This is a genomic window from Streptomyces sp. NPDC026672 (assembly GCF_040638185.1).
Classification (GTDB): Bacteria; Actinomycetota; Actinomycetes; order Streptomycetales; family Streptomycetaceae; genus Streptomyces.
This window is the reverse complement of sequence record NZ_JBEZXS010000026.1, coordinates 1-19,873: the sequence shown is the minus strand read 5'-3', so window position 1 is coordinate 19,873 and position 19,873 is coordinate 1. Positions and strand designations below refer to the sequence as shown.

Genomic DNA, 19,873 nt, shown 5'->3' with positions numbered 1-19,873 from the left:
GTCGGTGTTCAGACCATCGGGCGGCGGCAGTGGTACACGAGCGCGGGTGGCAGGTTGCTCCACACGGTTCGTCCGATGACGACCTCTTCGAATCCTGAGCGCAGGGTGCCCAGCAGTCGTCGGGCCGGTGGAGCCCACCTGGCGTGCACATAGGCGAACGTGGTGAACACGCCGTGAGGGGGCAGGGTCGTGCGCACTCCGTCGAGCACGTCGTCCTGGTCCTTCGCGGCGAAGGCCGCCCACGGCAAGCCGCTGACTATCACGTCGGCCGCCGCGATGTGCCGTTCGGCGAGGACTTTCCTGATGTGCCGGGCGTCGGTGCCCACCACGTCGACCGAGGGGTGGGAGAAGGCCAGCCGCCGGGCGAACTCTTGATTCACCTCGACCGCTATGTGGCGTCCGCGCCCGCCCAGACGTTCTTGGATGACGCCCGTGAACGCGCCTGATCCGGGGCCCAGTTCGACCACCACCGGGTGCCCCGAGCGGGGCACGGTGGAGGTGACGACCTGGGCGAGGGCCCGTCCGCTGGGAGCGATTGCTCCCACGGTCATGGGGCTACGAACGAACTCCCGCAGGAATGACATCGGGTGGGGGGCCTTTCCGAGGACGAGCTGTGCTTGCTCAGGCGGTTGTGGCGGGTTCGGTGTGGTGGGTGGTGGGGGTGTCGGCGGTGGCGGGGAGATGGTCCTCGGGCCGTCCTTCGATGCTGAACTGCGGCAGGCGCCGGTCGAGCCATCGGGGCAGCCACCAGTTGGCCCGCTTGAGGAGGTGCATGGTGGCGGGGACGAGGAGGAGGCGGACGACGGTGGCGTCGAGGAAGATGGCGGCGGCCATGCCGACGCCGAGGATCTTCAGGATGACGTCGGGGCTGGGGACGAACGCCGTGAACACCGCGATCATGATGGCGGCGGCGGCCGTGATGATGCGGGCCGTTCCCGCCAGGCCCTCGGTGACGGAGCGGGCGTAGTCACCGGTGCGGGTCCAGGTCTCCCGCATCCGGCTGACGAGGAACACCTCGTAGTCCATCGACAGTCCGAACAGCACCGCGAACATCATGACCGGCACGAACGGCGGCAGGGGGGTGGGGCTGTCGACGCCGACGAGCCCGCCGGCCCAGCCGCCCTGGAGCACCACGGCGATCACGCCGTAGGCGGCGGCCACGGACAGCAGGTTCATCACGGCGGCCTTGACCATGACCGCGACGCTGCGGAAGGACACCAGCAGAACGAGCATGGACAGCAGGACCACGCCGCCGATGAGGAAGGGGATGCGGCCCGCGAGGTAGGCGGTGCCGTCGATCGACTGTGCGGTGGGACCTCCCACGTGTGCCTCGACGCGTGTCCCCGAGAGGGCATCGGGAATGGCCTCGTCACGCAGGACGCGGACCAGGTCCTGGGTCCTGTCGTCCTGCGGGCCCGTACTGGGGACGACGCGCAGCACGGCGGTGTCCTGGGCCCGGTTGAACTGCGCGGGAGACACGCTGTCGACGCCCGGGGTGCCGGCGAGCTCGGTCCGCAGTCGGCCCACCGCGTCGGCCTGCCCGCCGTCCGGTACCTCGACCGCCACCGTCAGCGGCGCGTTCGCACCGCGCCCGAACCCCTCGCTGACCATGTCGTACGCCTGACGCGTGGTGGTGTCCGGAGCGCGGGTGCCCGCGTCGGGGAACCCGAACCGCACACCGAGGAAGGGCAGGGCGACGGCCACCAGAACCGCACCGCCGGCAGCGGCGGCCACCACGCGGTGACGCCGTACGAACTCGCTCCAGCGCTGCCAGAACGCGCTAGGGGTCACATGCCCGTCGGCCGAGACGGTGTTCCCGGGCCGGCGTCGGCCCAACGGCAGCCGCAGCCGGTCGACATGCCGACCCAGATATCCCATCACCGCCGGGAACAGCGTCATGTTCGCCAGGAGCACGACCACCACCCCGGCCATCGTGACGAGTGCCGCACCACGCATGTACGCGAGCCCCATGGCGAACAGGCCCAACATGCTCACCACGACCGTGCTGCCCGCGACCAGCACCGCGCGGCCGGCCGTGTCCAGAGTCGCCCCGGTGGCCGCCTCGGGGGACAGCCCGGCCGCACGCCACTCACGGAAACGCGTCACCAGCAGCAGCGCGTAGTCGATGCCGATGCCGATTCCCATCATGGCGGCCAAGGACGTCGACCACTCGGGCGCGTCGGTCGTCAGAATCACCAGGGACGTCAGCGACGTACTGACGGCGAGCCCCGCCAGAGCCAGCAGGATCGGCAGACCTGCGGCGACGACGGAGCCGAACGTGATCAGCAGGATGACCGCGGCCACCGCCAGACCGATGCCCTCCGATCCGACCTGACCACCCTCCGCCTTCTGCACGGCCTGGCCGCCCAGGGCCACCTCCAGCCCGTTGCCGCTGCTGTCCTCGGCGATGTCGATCAGACGCCTGCCGTCCTCGACAGGCATCCTGTCCGGGTTGGTCATGTCGAGCCGCAACGACGTCACCAGCGTCGTGCCGTCCTCCGAGACCGCGCCGGGGGAAGAGAACGGATCGTCCGCACCGGCCACGTGCGGCACGTCGGTCATACGCCCCAGCGTCCGCTCGACTTCCGAACGCACCGACGCCACACCCGAGTCCGCCCGCATGGCCACGGTGACCGTCGCCCCCGACCGCTCCGGGAACTGCCGCTCCAGCACACGCTGGGCCTTCTGCGAGTCGGACCCCGGGGACGAGTAGTCGACCGTGAAACTCCCCCCGAACGCCCCCGCCAGTCCGAAGGCCACCACGATCGCGGCGATCCAGACGAGCACGACCGTGCCGCGCCGCCGGAAGGCGAGACGCCCCAACCTGGCCAGCATCCCGCCCGCGGGCGGTGGCCCTGAGGACACCACGACACCAGACATGACAAACACCTCCACATATGAGCCCGGGGACACAGAACACGGCTGACACCTGTGCCGGTGCGCCGACCGGAGCACCAGGCCGCCGAGTGGGCGCGGGTCGGCGCCGGAGCCCGGCCGCACCGGCCGACCGACCGGGAATCCGTGCAACGTGTGAGCTCACGCTAAGTAGCCGCCGGTACGCACGTCTTCCTGCCCCGGGCCGGTCCGGCGGCCGATGGGAGGAGGCGGGAGGGCCGGAAGGAGGGGGCGGCCGTCGTCGGGGCACACGTAAGGTGAGGCCGTGAGCGCATTTCGAGGGCGCCGCCCCTGGCTGGACGTCGCCATCGGCACGGCGGCTTCAGGTATCGGCGCCGCCACTGTCGTACTGGGACCGCCCTCGGACAGGTCCGGTGCGCTGTGGTTTCTGATCGAGGCCGCTGCGGCCGCCCTGGCGCTGGTACGGGTCCTGCCCGTGGCGGTGCTCGCCTTCGAGGTGGTCCTGGTCGTCGTCACCGACATGGTGGCCACCAACCCCACTCATGTGGCGACCTTCGCCGCGGCGCTGGCGCTCGGTGCGGTCGCCTACTCCCGAGCCACCCTCACCATCGTTCTGTCATGGGCCGCGACCTTCACGGCGGTCCTCATCAGCATGGGACGCGACCCCGAAGGGCTCCTCTGCGGTGCCGACGGCATCCTCCGCATCCTGTCGTCGGCTCTGGCGGTCTCCGCCCCGGTGGCCTTCGGCCGGTACCTCTCCGCACTGCGCCAGGCCGCGGCGGTCGCGGAGGAACGGGCGCGTGACGCGGAGGAACGCCGCCTCGTGGAGACGCGTGTCGTGCGGATGACGGAGCGTGCCCGCATCGCCGGTGACCTGCATGACCTCGTGGCCCATCATGTGTCCGCCATCGCGTTGACGGCAGGATCCGCCCGGTATGCCGCCACACACGCCGCCGACCGGCAGCAACGTCTTGATGCCGCCCTGGACGGCATCGAGACGATTCACGCGAGCGCCCACCAGGCCCTCGTCGACCTGCGCGGGCTGCTGCACATCCTGCGTGACCCCGATGTCCCCGAATCGATCACGGATCCGGAGCAGATGATCGCCGAAGCCGTGGACCGCAGCCGTACTGCCGGTCTCCGCATCGCCCTCACCCATGACGCACGTGCGGCGCAGGCGCCACTGGCGCTGCGCGTCACGGCCGCCCGCGTGATGCAGGAAGCGTTGACCAACGCCCTCAAACACGCCGGCCCCGGCTCGGACGTCGCCGCCACGGTCGGCGTCGCCGACGGCCGGTTGCTCATCGACGTCGCCAACACGGTGCCCCGCGAGCGACCCCCTGCCCTGCCGCCGTCGGGCTACGGTCTGGCAGGGATGCAGGAACGCGTCGAAATGCTGGGCGGAACGCTCACCGCGGGTCCCGCCGACAACGGCTGGCGTCTGCACGCGGCCCTGCCCCTGGCGGTGCGGGGATGATCCGGGTCCTGGTAGTCGACGACCAGGCGCTGGTCCGCGCCGGCGTCACCATGCTCCTGCGCACCGCCGGCGAGGAGGTCGTCGGAGAGGCGGCGGACGGACAGGAAGCCGTCCGGCTCGCCCAGCAACTGCGCCCCGACGTCGTTCTCATGGACCTGCGCATGCCCCGCATGAACGGTGTCGAGGCCACCCGCCGCATCCTCGCCGCCCTTCCGGAGACCCATGTACTGATGCTGACCACCTTCGACGAGGACGCGGAGGTGTACGGCGCCCTGCGAGCCGGGGCCGTGGGCTATCTGCTCAAGGACGGCTCCCCGGAAGCCATGATCGACGCGGTACGCCGCAGCGCCCGCGGCGAGCCCCTGCTCGCGCCCGCCGTCATGGCCCGGGTCCTGGCCCGCGCCATGGAGGCACACAGCGAGACCGTGACGCGGACGGCCGCCGACGTCGGCAACAACCGCATGGCCGCTCTGACACCTCGTGAACGCGACGTACTCGCCCTGATCGGGGCCGGGCACTCCAACGCCGAGATCGGTGAAGCCCTCCACCTGGGAGTGACGACCGTGAAGACCCACGTCGGAGCCATCACGCAGAAGTTGGGACTGCGCAACCGGATCCAAGCGGCCGTACTCGCCCACCAGTTCGGCCTGGTGGACGACAAGTTCCGTCCCACAGACCGCTCCGACTGATGCGGGCCATGACGGTTGCGGCATGAGGGGGCGGGGGCGTGGCGTCTGGCCGCGCACATCCGTTGCCACGCCCGGCCCCGTTTGCCACCCCGCTCTGAGCAGCAGAAACTGGAAATGATGACGTGGAGCCACCGACGGTCCGACTCTGCGCCGCCCCGACGAGCACGAGCAAAGGGGCTGACCCGGTGGAGAACGAACTGCAGATCCTCCTCACCGAAGAGGACGCCGAAGCCGAACGTGTCGCGGAGCTGACCGACTACCTGCGCGAGGAACTGCTCGATCTCGACGTGGACGACGTCACGGCACTCCCCGGCGGAGAGGTCCCTCCCGGAGCGCGGGCCGTGGACGTCACCCAGATCGGCGCCCTGATGGTGACCCTGGGTAGCTCGGCGACCGCCCTGAGCCAGGTGATGACCGTGATCAGGTCATGGCTGGGACGGAGCCATGACACACACCCCTCCTTGCACCTGGAGATGGGCGGCGACGTCCTGGAGGTGTCCGAGGCGACCGACGATCAGGTCGCGGAGGCGTTCAAGATGTTCGTCCAGCGCCATTCCGCGGCTGAGGCCGAGCCATGACGGATTCCAGACACGCGCTGATCATCGCCAACGACCGGTACGCCGACCAGGGGCTCAAGAAGCTCAGGGCGCCCGCCCAGGACGCCGCGGCCCTGCAGAGAGTGTTGCACGACCCGCAGATCGGCGACTTCGAGGTGGAGGTCGTGCACAACGCGTCCGCCGACCTCATGCGCCGACGCATCCAAGGCTTCTTCAACAACCGCAGCCGCACCGATACTCTCTTGCTGCACTTCTCCTGCCACGGCCTCAAGAGCGAGTCCGGCGAACTGTACTTCGCCGCGAGCGACACCGAGCCCCCGCTGCTGGCCGCCACGGCCATCCCCTCCCAGTTCGTGCGCAGTTGCATGTCCGGCACCCGTGCGGGCAGCACCGTCCTGTTCCTGGACTGCTGCTACGGCGGCGCCTTCTCCCGGGGCTCGTCCTCCGTGCGCGCTTCCGGAGATGTCAACGTCCTCGAGTCGTTCGCGAAGGACAAGCCGGTCAGCGGGCGGGGTTGGGCCGTCATCACCGCGTCCGACTCCATGGAGTACTCCTTCGAGGGCAGCCAACTCGCCGAGAACTCCGCTCCGTTGCCTTCGGTGTTCACACACGCGGTGGTCGAGGGCCTGGAGACCGGCGAGGCCGACCTGGACGAGGACGGGAACGTCTCCCTTGACGACCTGTACGAGTACGTCTACGAACACGTGCGGGAGCAGAACCCTCATCAGACGCCGCCGAAGAAGGCCGCAGAGCTGCACGGTGAGCTGCACCTGGCGCACAGTCGGCGTGGCCGCATCAAGATCGTCGCCCTTCCCTCGCCGCCCGCCCTGCAGGCCGCCATGAGCAGCGACGACGTCCTCACCCGGCAGGGCGCCGTGATGGAGCTGCGCAAACGACTGCGGCACACGGAGCTGCCCTTGGCGGAAGGGGCACGTCAGCATCTGGAGGAGGTCGCGCGCAACGACATCCAGCAGATCGCCGATCTGGCGACCGACGCCTTGAGGGAGATCCGCCTGGCGCCGGTCCCGAACCGCCTGGACTTTGGCCTGGTGCCCAGGGGTTCGCCCCCGCAGCACCAGACCGTGACCATGTACGGCCCACCGCTGGCCCGGCACTGCGTGGCCCAGCTCAATCAGTCGTGGCTGCGGGCCGATCCGATCCCGAGCGGGTTGGAGGTGAACGTCGACACGGCTGCCGAGGGGCGTCTGTCCGGCGACATCGTCCTGAAGGGCGTGGCCGACGAGTCGGTGATCCATGTCGAGGCGGTGGTGGGCTCGGCGGGCGAGTCCAAAACCCCGGATACAGGCACCGGGTCCTCGAAAGGCTCCACAGGGGGGACGGAGGGATCGGACGGCAAGGGGGGCACGGCGATCGTCGGGGCCCTGACCACCACGGGCGGGACACGCACGGGCCGGTCGTCCCCGTCCGGACGCGCTCCCGCCCTCGCCGGTGGTGCCCTCGCCCTCGCCGTGACGGCGGTCGTCACGTTCGTCCTGGCCATCCAGGCGGCAACGGTGGCCGTCCTGGAACGGAGCCGCGAAGGGCTGTACGGCAACGTCGAGGACAACATCCGCGCGCACGGAGCGCTCACACCGCTCACCGTGTGTCTCCTCACCGGTGCGGTGGCGCTGGTCGTCGGCGCGTTCGCCCGGCACGATCTGGGAGCACGGCGGGAGCACTACTCGGGGCGGGCGGAGGGCGGTACACGCACGATGACCTCGATCACGAAGGGGCTGGCGATCCCGGCGCTGGTCCTGGCCGTCCTGGTGGGGCTCGCCTACCTGGTGGGCAGCCCCCATTGGTGACTGCTTCAGGAGCCGGGACATGACGGGTCTTGCCGAGCGGGGGGTGCCGCGTATCGGAACGGTGGGGTCAGACCACGGTCACCGGGTGCTTCACCACCGCGTCGAACAGATAGCCCTGCGTGTTGAACACAGCGGTGTCCCGCTGGGTGCGGCCCGCCGTGTCGGTGGCCCGGGCGAGCAGGTGCGTGGAGCCGGGCGTGCCGGGCGTCCAAGGGAGGGACCAGCGCGTCCAGGTGTCGGAGCGCGGCCGGTCGTGCAGTCGGGCCCGCCGCCAGCTCGCCCCGCCGTCGGTGCTGACATCAACCCGCGCGACGGCGCCCGCGCCCGACCAGGACCGACCGTGCAGTACCTGGCCCTCCCCCGCCGGGAACGTCGCACCGCTCGCCAGCTCGAAGGCACTCTTGATCGTCTGCCGGGTGAGCGGTGCACTGCCCTCCTGCGGATGGGCGGGACCGAACAGCCGGTAGAAAGTGGTGTTCCACGGCGAGTACAGCGGCTGCGCGGACACCTCGATGTCACCCACCCATTTGATCGACGCGATTCCCACCCACGAGGGCACGAGCACCCGCACCGGGTAGCCGTGGTCGTACGGCAGCGGCTCGCCGTTCATCTCGTACGCGAGCAGCACGTCGTCCAGCGCCTTGGCCAGCGGCAGCGGTCGGCGTACGTGGCCGAGGCTCTCGCCCTCGCTGACGTACTCGGCGTCCAGGCCGCGAGGCTGCACGTCCACGGCGTACCGGGACAGCCCGGCCCTGCGCAGTACGTCGGCCAGACGCGCTCCGCGCCAGCGCGCCACGCCGACCGCGCCCAGTGTCCAGGCGGTGCCGGTCACCGTCTGCCCCTGTTGCGTCGTGTAATGACTGCGGCCGTTTCCGGCACACTCGACGAACGCGGTGCGGGTCACGGCGGGCAGTGCCCGCAGGTCGTCGTACCCGAACTCCACCGGCCTGTCCTCGGTGGGCGTGCCACGCAGCCCGTCGCCCCACAGCCTCAGCCGCCAGTCGGCGGCGTCCAGGACGGGTGTCGCCGTGTGGTTGCGGACGAAGAACAGTTCGTTGGGTGTGTGGTGACCGGTCCCGCGCAATGCCTCCCAGCGGGTCTCGGCGTTGGTGCCGCGCTGGATGAACCACTCGGGCGGCAACGGCTTGACGATCGGCGAGTCGGCGCGAACCGGAGCCGGGGCGGGGAGCGCGGTGGCACCGGCGATCGCGGCGAGCAGGGTGAGCAGCCGACGCCGTGTGACGCCCTCCGCTCTGGCCTCTCCGGCGAGCCACTGGCGCAGCCTGCGGCGGTCGTGGGCGAACTCGTGGTGGGCGGCGGAACCGGCAGCGGACATGGCAATCCTCGTCATGCGTAGGTGTCATGCGTAGGCAGGGAGATGGGCCCGGTCCTGGCGCCATTCGCGCCGGCACTCAGGGGGCGTCCTCGGCAGACCCGCGGATACCGACGGCGCGTGCTCGGCGCGGCCGTCGAAGAAAAGGACCGGGAGGAAACCGATCAGCCGGGGAACCGACACAACGCGGCGGCCACGCGGACGAGGTCCACGGCGCGGCGACGGGTCAGAGGCTCCAGCGAAGGCATGACAGGATGCAAGCACGCGCCACAGCACGTGTCAACGGACCTACTGCGCAGGGCGGTTGACCACCTGGACCTGAAGGTCGGCGGCGGGCGCGATGTCCCGTTGGCGGTCCGCACGCAGCGGGTCACCGCCACCGTGGAAAGACTGGTCGAGGCCGGCGCCCGTGTGCTTCGGATCACGGATGAGCCGGACATTGGAGTCCATGAGGGTGACACCGGGCGGAATGTGCGGCCCGTCAGCTGTACACCAGTAGGTGGTCGCACGTGCTCGTGCCGTCGTGGAGGGACATGTCGCTGTTGAGGACGTAGAAGGAACCGGCGAATCCGGTGGTCGTCATCTTCGGGACCACGATCATGGTCTGGTCCGCCATGCTCAGTGAGTTCGGGACCACCACGTTCCGGTACAGCAGCGTGAAGAGGTTCTGCTGGAGGTCCTGGAGCCTGAGGATGCGGTAGACGCGGTCGCCCGAACCCGCGGGCCCCGAGATGGGCGCCTGGTTGCCCGGGGCGGCCCATTGGGAGGGCTGGGTGGCCATGCGACCCTGGGATTCCAGCTCCTGGAGTCGCCTCTGTGTGCTCGCCCTGATTCCGGCCATGTGAATGTGCAGCTGGTGGAAGCGACGGGCTCCCTGCGAATTGATCCCCAGCCCGATATTCGGGTACTGCACGGGGACGCTTCCTCCGCTTCTCGCGTTCTCCCATGCTTCGTGCCAGTAGTTCGCCGCCGAGTCCGTGTGGATGAACGGGCATTCGATACCCGTGATCCGGCACGAGGGGAGGAGGAGATAGTTGTGCGTGTTCTCCGGTTTCCCGTGCAGGACGACATGATTCGGGGTCATCGTCAAGCAGTCGGGCTTGGGCTGCGGCGCCGGAGGGACGATGCCCTGCGTGCAGTACTGGACGTCGTGCCACAGCGGGTCGTTGTCGGTGGGCCTGCCGCAGAGGGACTGCATCTGGGAAGGCGGACAGGGGCTCGCGGCCCCACCGGGAGGCGGGGTCGAGGGGCACGACGGGTCGGGTGACGGCCCTCCGTGCGCCGGATTCGCCGTGGCGGTCGCGCCTGCCATGACTCCGGCACCGGTCAAAAGCGCCGCGACACCGAAGGTGCCCGAGAGCGCAACGAATCGACGTCGAGGAAATTCGCTGGCGTTCTTCTGGTCGTTCATGCGTGTGATCTCCGATGGTGACAACCGCTGCCCGAATTTGGCGGCCATGAGCGAGGGGGCTTTCAGCCCTGACTTTCACCCCGCGGTGATCTTTCCACAGAAAAGGGGCAGGAGATCGGATTGCCCATCGCCCGAACGGGTTGGTGCGGCATCGTGTGACGGCCGGAGCCTCCACACGATGCCGTCTTCTCGGTCATTTCACTGCGTGCCGCTCTCGGCTTTCTCGGTCTTGAGGTGCAGAAGATCCTCGAAGCCCATTCGCATGACGTACTGTTCCTGGGCCCGGTACATCACCTCGTTGACCGCGCCCACGCCACCGTCGGAGAAGTCCACGACGGAACGCAGGGGCCGGGTGCCGAAGGGAAGGTCGATGATCCTGGCGATGTCCTCGGCCACCGCCTTCGGGTCCGCGTTCACGTCCGGCGCGAACAGCCCGTTCGTGGCCTCCTCGTTGCGGGCCACCATGGGGTCCAGCGCCGCGTACGCCCGGGTACGGTCCTCGTCCGACGCGTGAGTGGCGTTCGGAAAGTGTTGGGTGCCGGCGGTGAACGGGCCGGGCATCACGATGGACGTCTCGATTCCGTACTGGCCGACTTCGTAGGCGGTGACCTGCGCGAGAGCGTCGAAAGCGGCCTTCGACGCCACGTAGGGGCCGATGAAGGGCGGCAGGAGCACGGAGGTGGTGCTTCCCACGTAGACCAGCGTGCCCGTCCCTCGGGAGCGCATGTGCGGGAGAACGGCCCGGTTGACGCGGTGGGCGCCGATCGCGTTGATGTCGAAGAGGTGCCGGACGTCTTCCGGCGTGAACGCCTCGACGTAACCGACGTACAGGTGCCCCGCGTTGTGCACCACGGCGTCGAGACGGCCTTCACGGGCGAGGACCGTGGCCACGGCGGCTTCGGCCGACTCCTCGGACTGGACGTCGAGTTCCACCACGTGCAGGTTCCGCCCCGTGCGGTGCCCGAGTTCGACCAGGTCCTTGGCGTGCTGCGCGTTCGTCGTCTCCGTGTTGCGCATGCTGGCGTACACGGTGTGTCCGTGGGCCGCGAGTTCACGGGCGGCGAGGTTTCCGATCCCGGTCGCGGCGCCGGTGATCAATATGACGGATGCCATGACGTGCCTTTCAGGCGAAGAGGGAAGTAAGCAGGGGAATGCAGGAAGGCGGGAATGGGGGACGGCCGACCTGACAGGCGGGCTCGAAGTCGGGCCGTCGGCCCGGGCGATCCGGGTCAGGAGTTGAACGACTGATCGCCGAGCACGCCGAGGAAGGCGAAGCTCTCCGCGGTGGTCGATCCGGGTTGCGGACGGAAGATCACCATGCGGTGGCCCGTGGCATTGCTGAGCACGACGTCGCACTGCACGTCCAGGGAGCCCGCCTGAGGGTGGATCATGTGTTTGCGGGTGGACCGGAGCGGTTCGACGGCCATGTCGTCCCAGTAGTGGGCGAACTCGCCGCTGGCGGCCAGCAGTTCGGTGACGAGTCGGGCGGCCGTGGCGTCCTCGCCCCGCCGTGCGATGCTCGCCCGGAGGTCCGCCGCGTACCCGCGGCCGATCGCCTCGTGTTCCCCGGCGACGTTGAGCGCCCGGGAGGCGGGGTCGGTGAACCAGCGCCAGGTGACGTTGCCAGCTCGGTCGTCGCCCGCCGCCCAGGGACCGACAAGGGCTCGGCTGAGCGCGTTCTGCGCCAGAACGGTGTGCAGGTCGTCCGTGACGTGCGCGGGCACCGTGGTCAAGGCGTCCAGCAGGAACATCATCGCCGGATCGACGTAACCGCCTCCCGTGCCGCGGGCCGGCGGAGTGTAGCCGGCCAACCGGTAGAGGTGGTCCCGCTCGTCGACCGACAGGCGCAGTGCCCTGGCCAGAGAGCCCACCAGCGCCTCGGAGGGGTGTGCGTTGCGCGCCTGTTCCAGGCGCTCGTAGTAGTCGACGGAGACGTCCGCCAGCAGTGCGACCTCGGACCGGCGCAGGCCGGTGGCGCGTCGCCGGCCGCCGGGGACGAGTCCGACGTCGGCCGGTCGCAGCGCGTCGCGTCGGGCCCGCAGGAAGCGGCCCAACTCACCGTGGTTCATCGCACCGTCACTCTTGGACGGCCCGCATGGCCTGGGGGACGTACCGCTCGCCCGCCACCTCCTCGGCCGGAATGGCGTCGTTGAGCATGGCCAGCGTGGTGTCGTCCAGGACGATCGACGCGGCAGCGGCGTTCTCCTCCAGGTAGGCCCGCCGCTTGGTGCCGGGGATGGCGGTGGCGCCCTGGGCCAGCACCCAGGCCAGAGCCAGCTGCCCGGGCGTCACTCCGACCTTCTCCGCGATGTCGCGGACACGATCGGCCAGGGTGAGGTTGTGGGCGAAGTACTCATCGCTGAAACGGGGCGCGGTGCGGCGGAAGTCGTTCGCCGGCAGATCGGCCGTCGAGCGCAGCGAGCCGGTCAGCAGTCCCCGGCCCAGGGGCGCGTACCCGACGAATCCGATGCCCAGTTCGCGCACCGTCTCGAGTACGCCGTTGGTCTCCACGGTCCGTGTGAACAGCGAGTACTCGGTCTGCACCGCGGACAGCGGGGCCGCGGCGTGGGCCTCGCGGATGGTCTGCGCGGATGCCTCGCTGATGCCCAGGTAGCCCACCTTGCCCTCGGCCACCAGCTCGCCCAGGGCGCCGAAGGTCTCCGCCACCGGCACGTTCGGGTCGACGCGGTGCTGGTAGTACAGGTCGATGCGGTCCGTGCCGAGCCTGCGCAGCGACCCCTCCAGCGAACGCCGGATGTAGTCGGGCCGGCCGTTGGGTCCGCCGACGACGTTGCCCTCGTCGTCCAGGGTGACCCCGCCGAACTTCGTGGCCAGCACGATCCGGTCCCGGTACGGCGCCAGGGCCCGCCCCACCAACTCCTCGCCGGTCAAGGGGCCGTAGAAGTCCGACGTGTCGAACAGCGTGACCCCGAGCTCGACCGCCCGGTGCAGGGTCCGTGTCGACTCGTCGTCGTCCCGGGTGCCGTACATCGCCGTCATGCCCATCGTGCCCAGTCCCTCGACCGAGGTCACCAGGCCCTGGCTGCCGACCGCGTGCTTATCCATGCTCATGTCTCTCCTCGTGGTGACGGGCCGCCGTGCTTCGGCGGCCCGGTAAGAAGCATCTGCCAGTTCCGTGCGGGCTCGATCGTCCACATCAACCCCGGTTTCCGAGGACGACCACAAGGAGCACCCGGGGACTGGCATGCAGGTCAACGGCCCACTCCTCGCACGCCGTTGCTCGGCGGGCGGGCCGAGCGTCAGTCGGCCCGTCGGTCAACCGGAGAAGCGGTGACCAGAGAAGCAAGAGCCTCGTCGAGCGGCGTGCTCCCGTGGCGAACCTCCGCCCCGGCGGGCACGTCGATCAACCCGGCGTTGTGGGCGTCGAAGAATTCGACGTTCAGCCTGGCGAAGGCGGGGGTGGCACCCACCGCGGTCAGCACGGGTTCCCACTGCTCACGCGGGAGTTCGCGTGCGGTGACGTCGGTCGCGGTGACCTTCGCCAGTGCGGCGGCGACCTCCAGCGCGCTGTAGCGGCGGGGGCCCTCCACATGGATGAACCGCGGCGATCCGGGCTGCGGGGCCGGGGAGAGCAGGAGGTCGGCCGTGATCGTGCCGACGTCCGGGGCGTGCACCATCGGCAAGGGCCTGGTCAGCGGCTGGTGCATGCTCGCGAACGTCCCCGTCTCCAGTACGGCCGGCAGCTGGCGTGCCCAGTTGTGCATGTGCTCCGCCGAACGCACGAACGTCACCGGGTTCGGCAACTCCCCCAGGCGTGCCTCGAACTGGTGGAAGAGAGCGGGGATGCCCGTCCCGGAGGGGTCCTGCGCGCCGTAGTCGGAGACGACCAGGACGGCCGGCGCCGGGACGGCGCCCAGGCCCTGGACCAACGACTCGGCGAAGGCGCCCACCAGTGCGCCCGGGTCCGCTGCCACGGGTGACACCGGGCAGATCACCTGCGCGCTGTCGCATCCCTCCACGGCGGCCGTGACGGCCTTGGCGTCGAGCAGATCGGCCCGTACCACGGAGTCCGCTCCCTCGATGCGTGCATCGGTGGACGTTCGATGGACCACCGCCCGCACCGACGCGCCCGATTGGGCGAGGCGGCGGACGGTGGCAGTCCCGACGTGTCCTGTCGCTCCGAACACTGCAATAGTACTCATGCGCACATGATAAGCAGACGCCTATCATTAGCACCAGTCGGATCGTCCGCGATGACGGGCTATATTCGACGCATGTCATGTGCAGACCGTGAGGATCTGGCGGCCCTGTTCGCGTGGACCGCCCGCCGGCTCGCCGACGCCGAAGCGCCGCTGCTGGCCGCCAACGGACTGACCATGTGGGAGTACATCGCCCTCTCGCGGCTGGCCCGCCGTCCCGCGCCGAACCAGCTGACGCTGGCGCGCGAGATCGGTCACGACAAGACGAGGCTGATCAAGCTGCTGGACCAGCTCCAGCAGCGCGGGCTCATCGACCGCCGGCCCGACGCGGCCGACCGCCGGTCCCACACCGTCTCCATCACCGACGAAGGCCGCGCGCTGCACACCACCGTCCGCACGGCGATCCGCAGGATGGAGACCGAATTCCTCACGGTCCTCACCCCCGAGGAACGCCGATCGCTGCTCGCGATACTGCCCCGGCTCGCCTCGTCCGAGGACGACGCGTAGCGGCCCCGGCCGGACGGCGACCGTAGAAATCCCCCTCCGCACCACACCCCGGGCCACAACAGGGTCCGCTTCAGCGGTGTGTGCCGTGTCACGCGCCCCAATGGGTGCCTAAGTTGACTGCATCACAGCGGAAATGTCCCTTTAGGGTTCATGCTCGACGCGGTTGCCCGTTCCCGAAGTCGGGCCTGTCGGCAACCTCTTGGGTACGAAGTCCAAAGTGACCCATGACACAGCACTCATGACATTCCCCTCCCCCCGGAAGGTGACCCATCATGGCCGCTTACCTCTGTCCGCCTGCCGTGATACACGGCGAACACACCGTTCAGACCAGTCAGATCGTGGCGGAGGTGCGCGACCGGCACCCGCACGCGGCGTGGGCGCCGCGGATCGACGGCATCGCCGCCGGCACGGGCATCGAGGCCCGCGGGTGGATGCTGCCGCTGGAGGCCGCCGTGGCGCCCGGCAAGGGCGGTGGCCTGCGGGCCGTCGGCGTCGGCGCGGCCCAAGAGGCGCTGTCACGCGACGGTTTCACCCAGCAGGACGTCGACCGTGTGATCGGCTCACTGGAGGCGATACCCACGCTGCAGACCGTCCAGGAACGCACCGCGCCGGCCTGGGAGGCCGTGCAGTCCTACGGGGAGCGTGCGGCGCGCGGGGCCCTGCAGATCGCCGGCCTCGATGCCGCGGACGTCGACTGTCTGATCACCAGTCACTCCACCACCCCGGCGCTGCCGGGTCTGGACGTCGCCCTGACCAACAAGCTCGGGCTCCGCAACGACGTGCTGCTGCTGCCCGCCACGCAGTGGGCCTGCATAGCGGGGACCCGCTCCCTGGCGCTGGCCGCGGATCTCGTGGCCGCGGACCCCGACCGGGTGGTCCTGGTCGTGATCGCGGAGGCGCTGAGCACGACGTACCAGCCCGCGGACGACACGCTGGAGTCCCTGATCGTCCGGTTGTTGTTCGCGGACACCGCGGTCGCCACGGTGGTGACGGGCCGTCCGAGGCGCGAGTCGGCGCTGCGACTGGACGCCGCCTGGCACCACACCCTGCCCGGCACCCAGAACCTGCACCGCCTGGACACACGGGCGGACGGCACCCATTTCGTGATGGACCGGCGCGGGCCGCGCGCCGTGCAGGAGACGGTCACCGCCATGTGGGAGTGGCTGCGCGTCCGTGCCCAGGACGACCCCGAGTCCTGGCACCCCGACGTGCTGCTGGCACACCCCGGCGGGACCCGGGTGCTGGAGTACATGGAGCAGACGATGCCCGACACATGGCCGTCGGGGCTGCTGGACTACAGCCGGGACAGCTACACGAGCGGCAACCGCGGAGGCGCCGCCGTGTTCGACATCATGCGGCGGGCGTACGACGCCGGGCAGAAGTCGGGCAGTCGCGCGGTCCTGTACGCGGCGGCACCGGGCCTCACCGCCACCGCCCTCCAAGGGGAGTGGCTGTAGGGCGGGCCACGCCACCCGGCTTCGGTCGCGCCACCCTGCCACGGCCGCACCACCCGGCCCGCCCGTACCGCCCGGCCCGGCCGCGTCACCTCTCGACCTCGGCCCAGACCACCTTGCCGGTGTCCGTCCACCGCACCCCCCACCGGGTGGTGAGCCTGTGCACGACGTGCAGGCCACGGCCGCCGTCGTCGAACGGGCCGCCCCGGCTCAGCCGCGGCCTGCCGTTGCCGGTGTCCCCCACCTCGCACAGCAGGCCGTGACCGGTCCTGATCAGCCGTACCGTGACGGGCCCCGTGGAAAACCGCACCACGTTCGTGACCAGCTCGCTGACCAGGAGCAGCACGTTGTCCCGGGTGTCGTCCCTGGTACGCCATCGCCGCAGCAGCGCGGAGACCTGCGCGCGGGCGCGGGCGGGGGCGTCGTCGCGGGCGGGCAGCCGCCAGGTCGCGGTGTCCTCCTTGCGGTAGCCCATCATCCGCGCGAGCAGCAGGGTCACGTCGTCGCGCTGGCGCACGGGCGCGAGCGCGGAGACGACGTGCCGTGCGGCCTGCTGGAGGGCGTCCCAGGGGTGCACCGTGGACACGGTGTCGGCCAGTCTGCCGATGCCCTCGTCGATCGACGCGGCCGGATCCTCCACCAGGCCGTCGGTGTAGAGGGCGAGCAGGGAGCCCGGGGGTGCGTCGAACGTGTGCACGTCGAACGGTTCTCGCAACGCGAATTCGGCACCGAGACCGGGGTGAGTGCGGACCATGAGCGGGCCCGCGTGCCCGTCCGGGGAGACCAGGACCGGGGGGAGGTGGCCGGCGCTGGACAGCGCCACCTGGTGGCTGACCGGGTCGTAGATGGCGATGCAGCAGGTCGACCCGAGGGCGCTGTAGCCGGCCGCGAGCCCGGAATCCGCGTCGTCCAGCATCGTCACGGTCTCGTCGAGGTGTTCCAGCACCTCGTCGGGCGCCAGCCCCGCGGACAGCAGTGCGCGGGCCTCCATGCTCAGCTGGCCCATGGTCGCCGCGGCGCCCAGGCCATGCCCGACGACGTCGCCGACCACCAGAGCGGTGCGGCCGTCCGGCAGCGGAAAGCTGTTCACCCAGTCGCCTCCGACGCCCGCGCTGTCGGGCGTGGCGGGCTGGTAGACGCTGGCGATCTCGATGGTGCCGCCGCCGCTGCGGGGCAGCAGACGGCGCTGCAACGCCAGCACCTGGGTGTGCTCGCGCTGGTGCTGACGGGCCAGGTCGACGTGGTGGGCGGTCCTGGCCACCAGTTCCTGGAGGTCGAACAGCTCGCTGTCGCGGAAGGGGCAGTCCGCCCGCCGCCAGACCTCGGCCACACCCAGGACGACGGGCGGCGAGCGGTCCAGGACCAGCGGTATGCACACCACGCCCGCCGACAGGTCGCCGGGCACCAGGGCGCGCATCACGCGCGGGCTGCCGAGTACCCGTTCGACCGCCTCGCGGTCGGGCATGACGATGGCCTGCGGGGAGTCGTCCCGCCGCACCGCTTGCGCCAGCAGCCGGCTCGCGTCGCTGGGAAGGTCGTCACCCGGAGTGGCGTAGCCCTCGGGCCACGCCCGGTCCGGCACCAGGGCGGCCCGCCTCAGCCGGATGCGCCCCTGCCCCTGCCCGGTGACGCCCTCGCCGGTCCACACGGCGAAGTCCAGGTCGACGGCGGCCACGTCTCCCCACGCCAGCAGGGACTGCGCGAGTGACTGCGCGGTGTCGCCGATGTCCAGCGAGGTGCCGATCGCGGTCTCCGCGGCGTACAAGTGCAGTCGCTTGGCCATGGCGATCACGGAGACGGTCAGGCCCTCCTGGGGCACCGCTGCGGGCAGGATGCTCAGCGAGACCACCAGTTCCGACCCGTCGGCGCGCCGCAGGCGCTGGATCCGGGCGACGTGCGCCTCACCGGTCTCCAGCACCTGGCGCAATCGCCGGGTGACCGTCGGTACGTCCCCGGGGGGCAGGAGATCGACGAAGGGACTCCCGGCCTCGGCCTCCAGACCCGTGAACACGGGGGCGCCCAGGTTGCTGCGGGTGACCCTCAGATCCTTGTCCAGGTTGATCGCGCCCAGGATCTGGTCCTGCCGACCGGCCGGCGGGTCGTCGGGTACGCGCCGACGCGGGGTGCGGTCGCCCCGCGCGCCCGCGGAACCTGCGGACGCTGCCGCTCCTCCGCGTGGGATGTAGCGCCCCAGAGCGCTGCTGACCAGGTCGAACGGCGACGATGACGAGGGAGAGGGTGTGGAGTCCATGTGGCTCTCTCAGCAGTCCCCGGCGCGGCGCCGGGGCCGTACTCGGCCCGTGCGACCGGGCCCCGAGACCTGACCGCACACCTCATTGAATAACACCGGAGGTCACTACGCCCACACCAGCGGATCTCCCGCCGACCGGGCACGGTCCGGCCCGCTCGGTCGGCCGGGCCCGGACACAAAACCGAATCCATGATCATCGGTGGTTCGATCAGCCGGGTGCCGCGGGCTACTTTGTGGGCGGAGGTGACCATGCTGGAAGTTCTCGGGCTGGACCAGCCTGCCGAGGCGTTGTACTTCGTCCTCGTCGACAACCCGCCGCTGTCCGTGGCGGAGTTGTGCCGCCGTACCGGCATCGAGCCGGACGTGGCCGACGCCGCCCTGGTGCGGCTGGAGAACGGCGGTCTCATATCCCGGCTGCCCGGCAGCCCGCCCTCGTACACGGCGCTGCCGCCCGAGCACGCCATGGAGGTCCTGCTGCTCGCCCGCGAGCGGGACATCCACCGGGTGCGGGCGCTGACCGAGCAGCTCACCGAGCGGCACCGCGAGGCCCGCCGCAGTCGCGACTCGACCGCGCTGATCGAGGTCGTCACCGGTCGTGACGGTGTCGCCCGGTGCGGGCAGCAGTTGTTCAACCGCGCCGAGCGGGAGATCCGCGGCATCGACGCGCCTCCCTATGCCCAGGCGAGTGACGGCGAACGCGTCAACTCCGCCACCGCCATCGCCGGGCGCAACGTGCGCAGCCGTTTCATCCACGCCCGTGACACCCTGAGCATGCCCGGGGCGGTGGCACGGGTGGAGGTCGACATCGCCGCGGGCGAGGAGGTGCGGTTCCTGCCCGAGGCCCCGATGAAGCTGATCATCGCGGACGACCAGGCCGCGCTGATCCCGCTGCTGGCCACCCCCCAGGTCCTGGACGCGTGCATCCTCGTCCACCCCTCGGCCCTGCTGGACGCGCTGTCCACCCTCTTCGAGTCGCTGTGGGACCAGGCCCAGCCCTACATGCCGGGCGAGACCGCGTCGATGGGCCCCGACCAGTTCATCAGCGACGAGGAGCGGCGCATCATCTCGCTGCTGGCCATGGGCTTGCCGGACGAGGCCATCGCCCGCCAGCTGGGGATCGGCTACCGCACGGTGCAGCGCCGGGTACAGGCGTTGCTGGGCCGGCTGGGGGCGGCGAGCCGGTTCCAGGCGGGAGTCCTCGCGGCCAGCCGCGGCTGGTGGCGGCCCGAGCCCCCGCAGCCGGCCGTGCCGCTGCCGGTGAGCGGCGAGTCCGGGAACGCCGTCCCGTAGGCCGCGGTGGGTGAACGGCCGCGGCCCGGCGGTGCGCAGGCGCCGCCGGGCTCGGTTCCACCGCCCGGCTCGCCCTGCGCGCC

General features: G+C 70.5%; 16 protein-coding genes and 1 pseudogene. 8 read left to right on the top strand and 9 right to left on the bottom strand.

The genetic code is table 11. From position 1 onward, the window contains the following. Positions 1-8: 8 nt before the first annotated feature. The gene (locus tag AB0F77_RS27215; RefSeq protein ID WP_361954000.1) at positions 9-551 is read right to left on the bottom strand and encodes an SAM-dependent methyltransferase; all 543 of its coding nucleotides are present in this window, start codon (positions 549-551) and stop codon (positions 9-11) included. A 70-nt stretch (positions 552-621) separates the two neighbouring features. After that, entirely contained in the window at positions 622-2,880 is a 2,259-nt protein-coding gene (locus tag AB0F77_RS27210) for an MMPL family transporter (protein ID WP_361953998.1), read from the bottom strand. 280 nt (positions 2,881-3,160) lie between these two features. Here AB0F77_RS27210 and AB0F77_RS27205 point away from each other — a divergent pair, with 280 nt between their 5' ends. From AB0F77_RS27205 to AB0F77_RS27190, 4 genes are all read left to right on the top strand, one after another. Continuing rightward, a complete protein-coding gene (locus AB0F77_RS27205) occupies positions 3,161-4,333 on the top strand; it encodes a histidine kinase (protein WP_361953995.1) in 1,173 nt (390 codons plus the stop codon). Continuing rightward, positions 4,330-5,022, top strand: a complete 693-nt coding sequence (locus AB0F77_RS27200; RefSeq protein WP_361953992.1) for a response regulator transcription factor — start codon at positions 4,330-4,332, stop codon at positions 5,020-5,022. The genes AB0F77_RS27205 and AB0F77_RS27200 overlap by 4 nt, the downstream gene beginning before the upstream one ends. Positions 5,023-5,207: 185 nt before the next feature. After that, entirely contained in the window at positions 5,208-5,600 is a 393-nt protein-coding gene (locus AB0F77_RS27195) for a hypothetical protein (protein ID WP_361953989.1), read from the top strand. After that, the gene (locus AB0F77_RS27190; protein WP_361953987.1) at positions 5,597-7,384 is read left to right on the top strand and encodes a caspase family protein; all 1,788 of its coding nucleotides are present in this window, start codon (positions 5,597-5,599) and stop codon (positions 7,382-7,384) included. The genes AB0F77_RS27195 and AB0F77_RS27190 overlap by 4 nt, the downstream gene beginning before the upstream one ends. Positions 7,385-7,451: 67 nt before the next feature. On the opposite strand, the gene AB0F77_RS27185 is transcribed toward AB0F77_RS27190, so the two are convergent. Continuing rightward, positions 7,452-8,720: a sulfite oxidase gene (locus AB0F77_RS27185; protein ID WP_361953984.1), complete on the bottom strand. Its 1,269-nt coding sequence runs from the start codon at positions 8,718-8,720 to the stop codon at positions 7,452-7,454. 306 nt (positions 8,721-9,026) lie between these two features. Between AB0F77_RS27185 and AB0F77_RS27180 the strand changes: the two are divergent. Continuing rightward, positions 9,027-9,263: pseudogene (locus AB0F77_RS27180) on the top strand (hypothetical protein); the annotation flags it as partial. On the opposite strand, the gene AB0F77_RS27175 reads toward AB0F77_RS27180, so the two are convergent. The 5 genes from AB0F77_RS27175 to AB0F77_RS27155 form a co-directional block, all read right to left on the bottom strand. Then, entirely contained in the window at positions 9,199-9,915 is a 717-nt protein-coding gene (locus AB0F77_RS27175; RefSeq protein ID WP_361953981.1) for a CDP-diacylglycerol diphosphatase, read from the bottom strand. The pseudogene AB0F77_RS27180 and the gene AB0F77_RS27175 overlap by 65 nt on opposite strands. A gap of 411 nt (positions 9,916-10,326) precedes the next feature. After that, positions 10,327-11,241 carry an SDR family oxidoreductase gene (locus AB0F77_RS27170; protein ID WP_361953978.1) on the bottom strand — a complete coding sequence of 305 codons (915 nt, stop codon included), beginning with the start codon at positions 11,239-11,241 and terminating at the stop codon, positions 10,327-10,329. Positions 11,242-11,357: 116 nt separating this feature from the next. Then, on the bottom strand, positions 11,358-12,197 hold the full coding sequence (locus tag AB0F77_RS27165; RefSeq protein ID WP_361953975.1) for a helix-turn-helix transcriptional regulator: 840 nt from the start codon (positions 12,195-12,197) through the stop codon (positions 11,358-11,360). 7 nt (positions 12,198-12,204) lie between these two features. Continuing rightward, positions 12,205-13,194 (bottom strand): aldo/keto reductase, encoded by a 990-nt coding sequence (locus AB0F77_RS27160; protein ID WP_361953972.1) that lies wholly within the window; start codon positions 13,192-13,194, stop codon positions 12,205-12,207. Between the two features lie 194 nt (positions 13,195-13,388). Next, a complete protein-coding gene (locus AB0F77_RS27155; RefSeq protein WP_361953969.1) occupies positions 13,389-14,291 on the bottom strand; it encodes an NAD(P)H-binding protein in 903 nt (300 codons plus the stop codon). A 72-nt stretch (positions 14,292-14,363) separates the two neighbouring features. Here AB0F77_RS27155 and AB0F77_RS27150 point away from each other — a divergent pair, with 72 nt between their 5' ends. Together AB0F77_RS27150 and AB0F77_RS27145 are read left to right on the top strand one after the other, a co-directional pair. Continuing rightward, complete coding sequence (locus tag AB0F77_RS27150) at positions 14,364-14,795, top strand: MarR family transcriptional regulator (protein WP_361953966.1); 432 nt, start codon at positions 14,364-14,366, stop codon at positions 14,793-14,795. A gap of 272 nt (positions 14,796-15,067) precedes the next feature. Then, positions 15,068-16,252, top strand: a complete 1,185-nt coding sequence (locus AB0F77_RS27145; RefSeq protein WP_361953963.1) for a type III polyketide synthase — start codon at positions 15,068-15,070, stop codon at positions 16,250-16,252. Between the two features lie 85 nt (positions 16,253-16,337). Here AB0F77_RS27145 and AB0F77_RS27140 read toward each other — a convergent pair whose 3' ends face one another. Continuing rightward, positions 16,338-18,500 carry a SpoIIE family protein phosphatase gene (locus AB0F77_RS27140; protein WP_361953960.1) on the bottom strand — a complete coding sequence of 721 codons (2,163 nt, stop codon included), beginning with the start codon at positions 18,498-18,500 and terminating at the stop codon, positions 16,338-16,340. Positions 18,501-18,749: 249 nt separating this feature from the next. On the opposite strand from AB0F77_RS27140, the gene AB0F77_RS27135 reads away from it, so the two are divergent. Continuing rightward, positions 18,750-19,790, top strand: coding sequence for a helix-turn-helix domain-containing protein (locus tag AB0F77_RS27135; protein WP_361953957.1), 1,041 nt, complete (start codon positions 18,750-18,752; stop codon positions 19,788-19,790). Positions 19,791-19,873 lie beyond the last annotated feature (83 nt).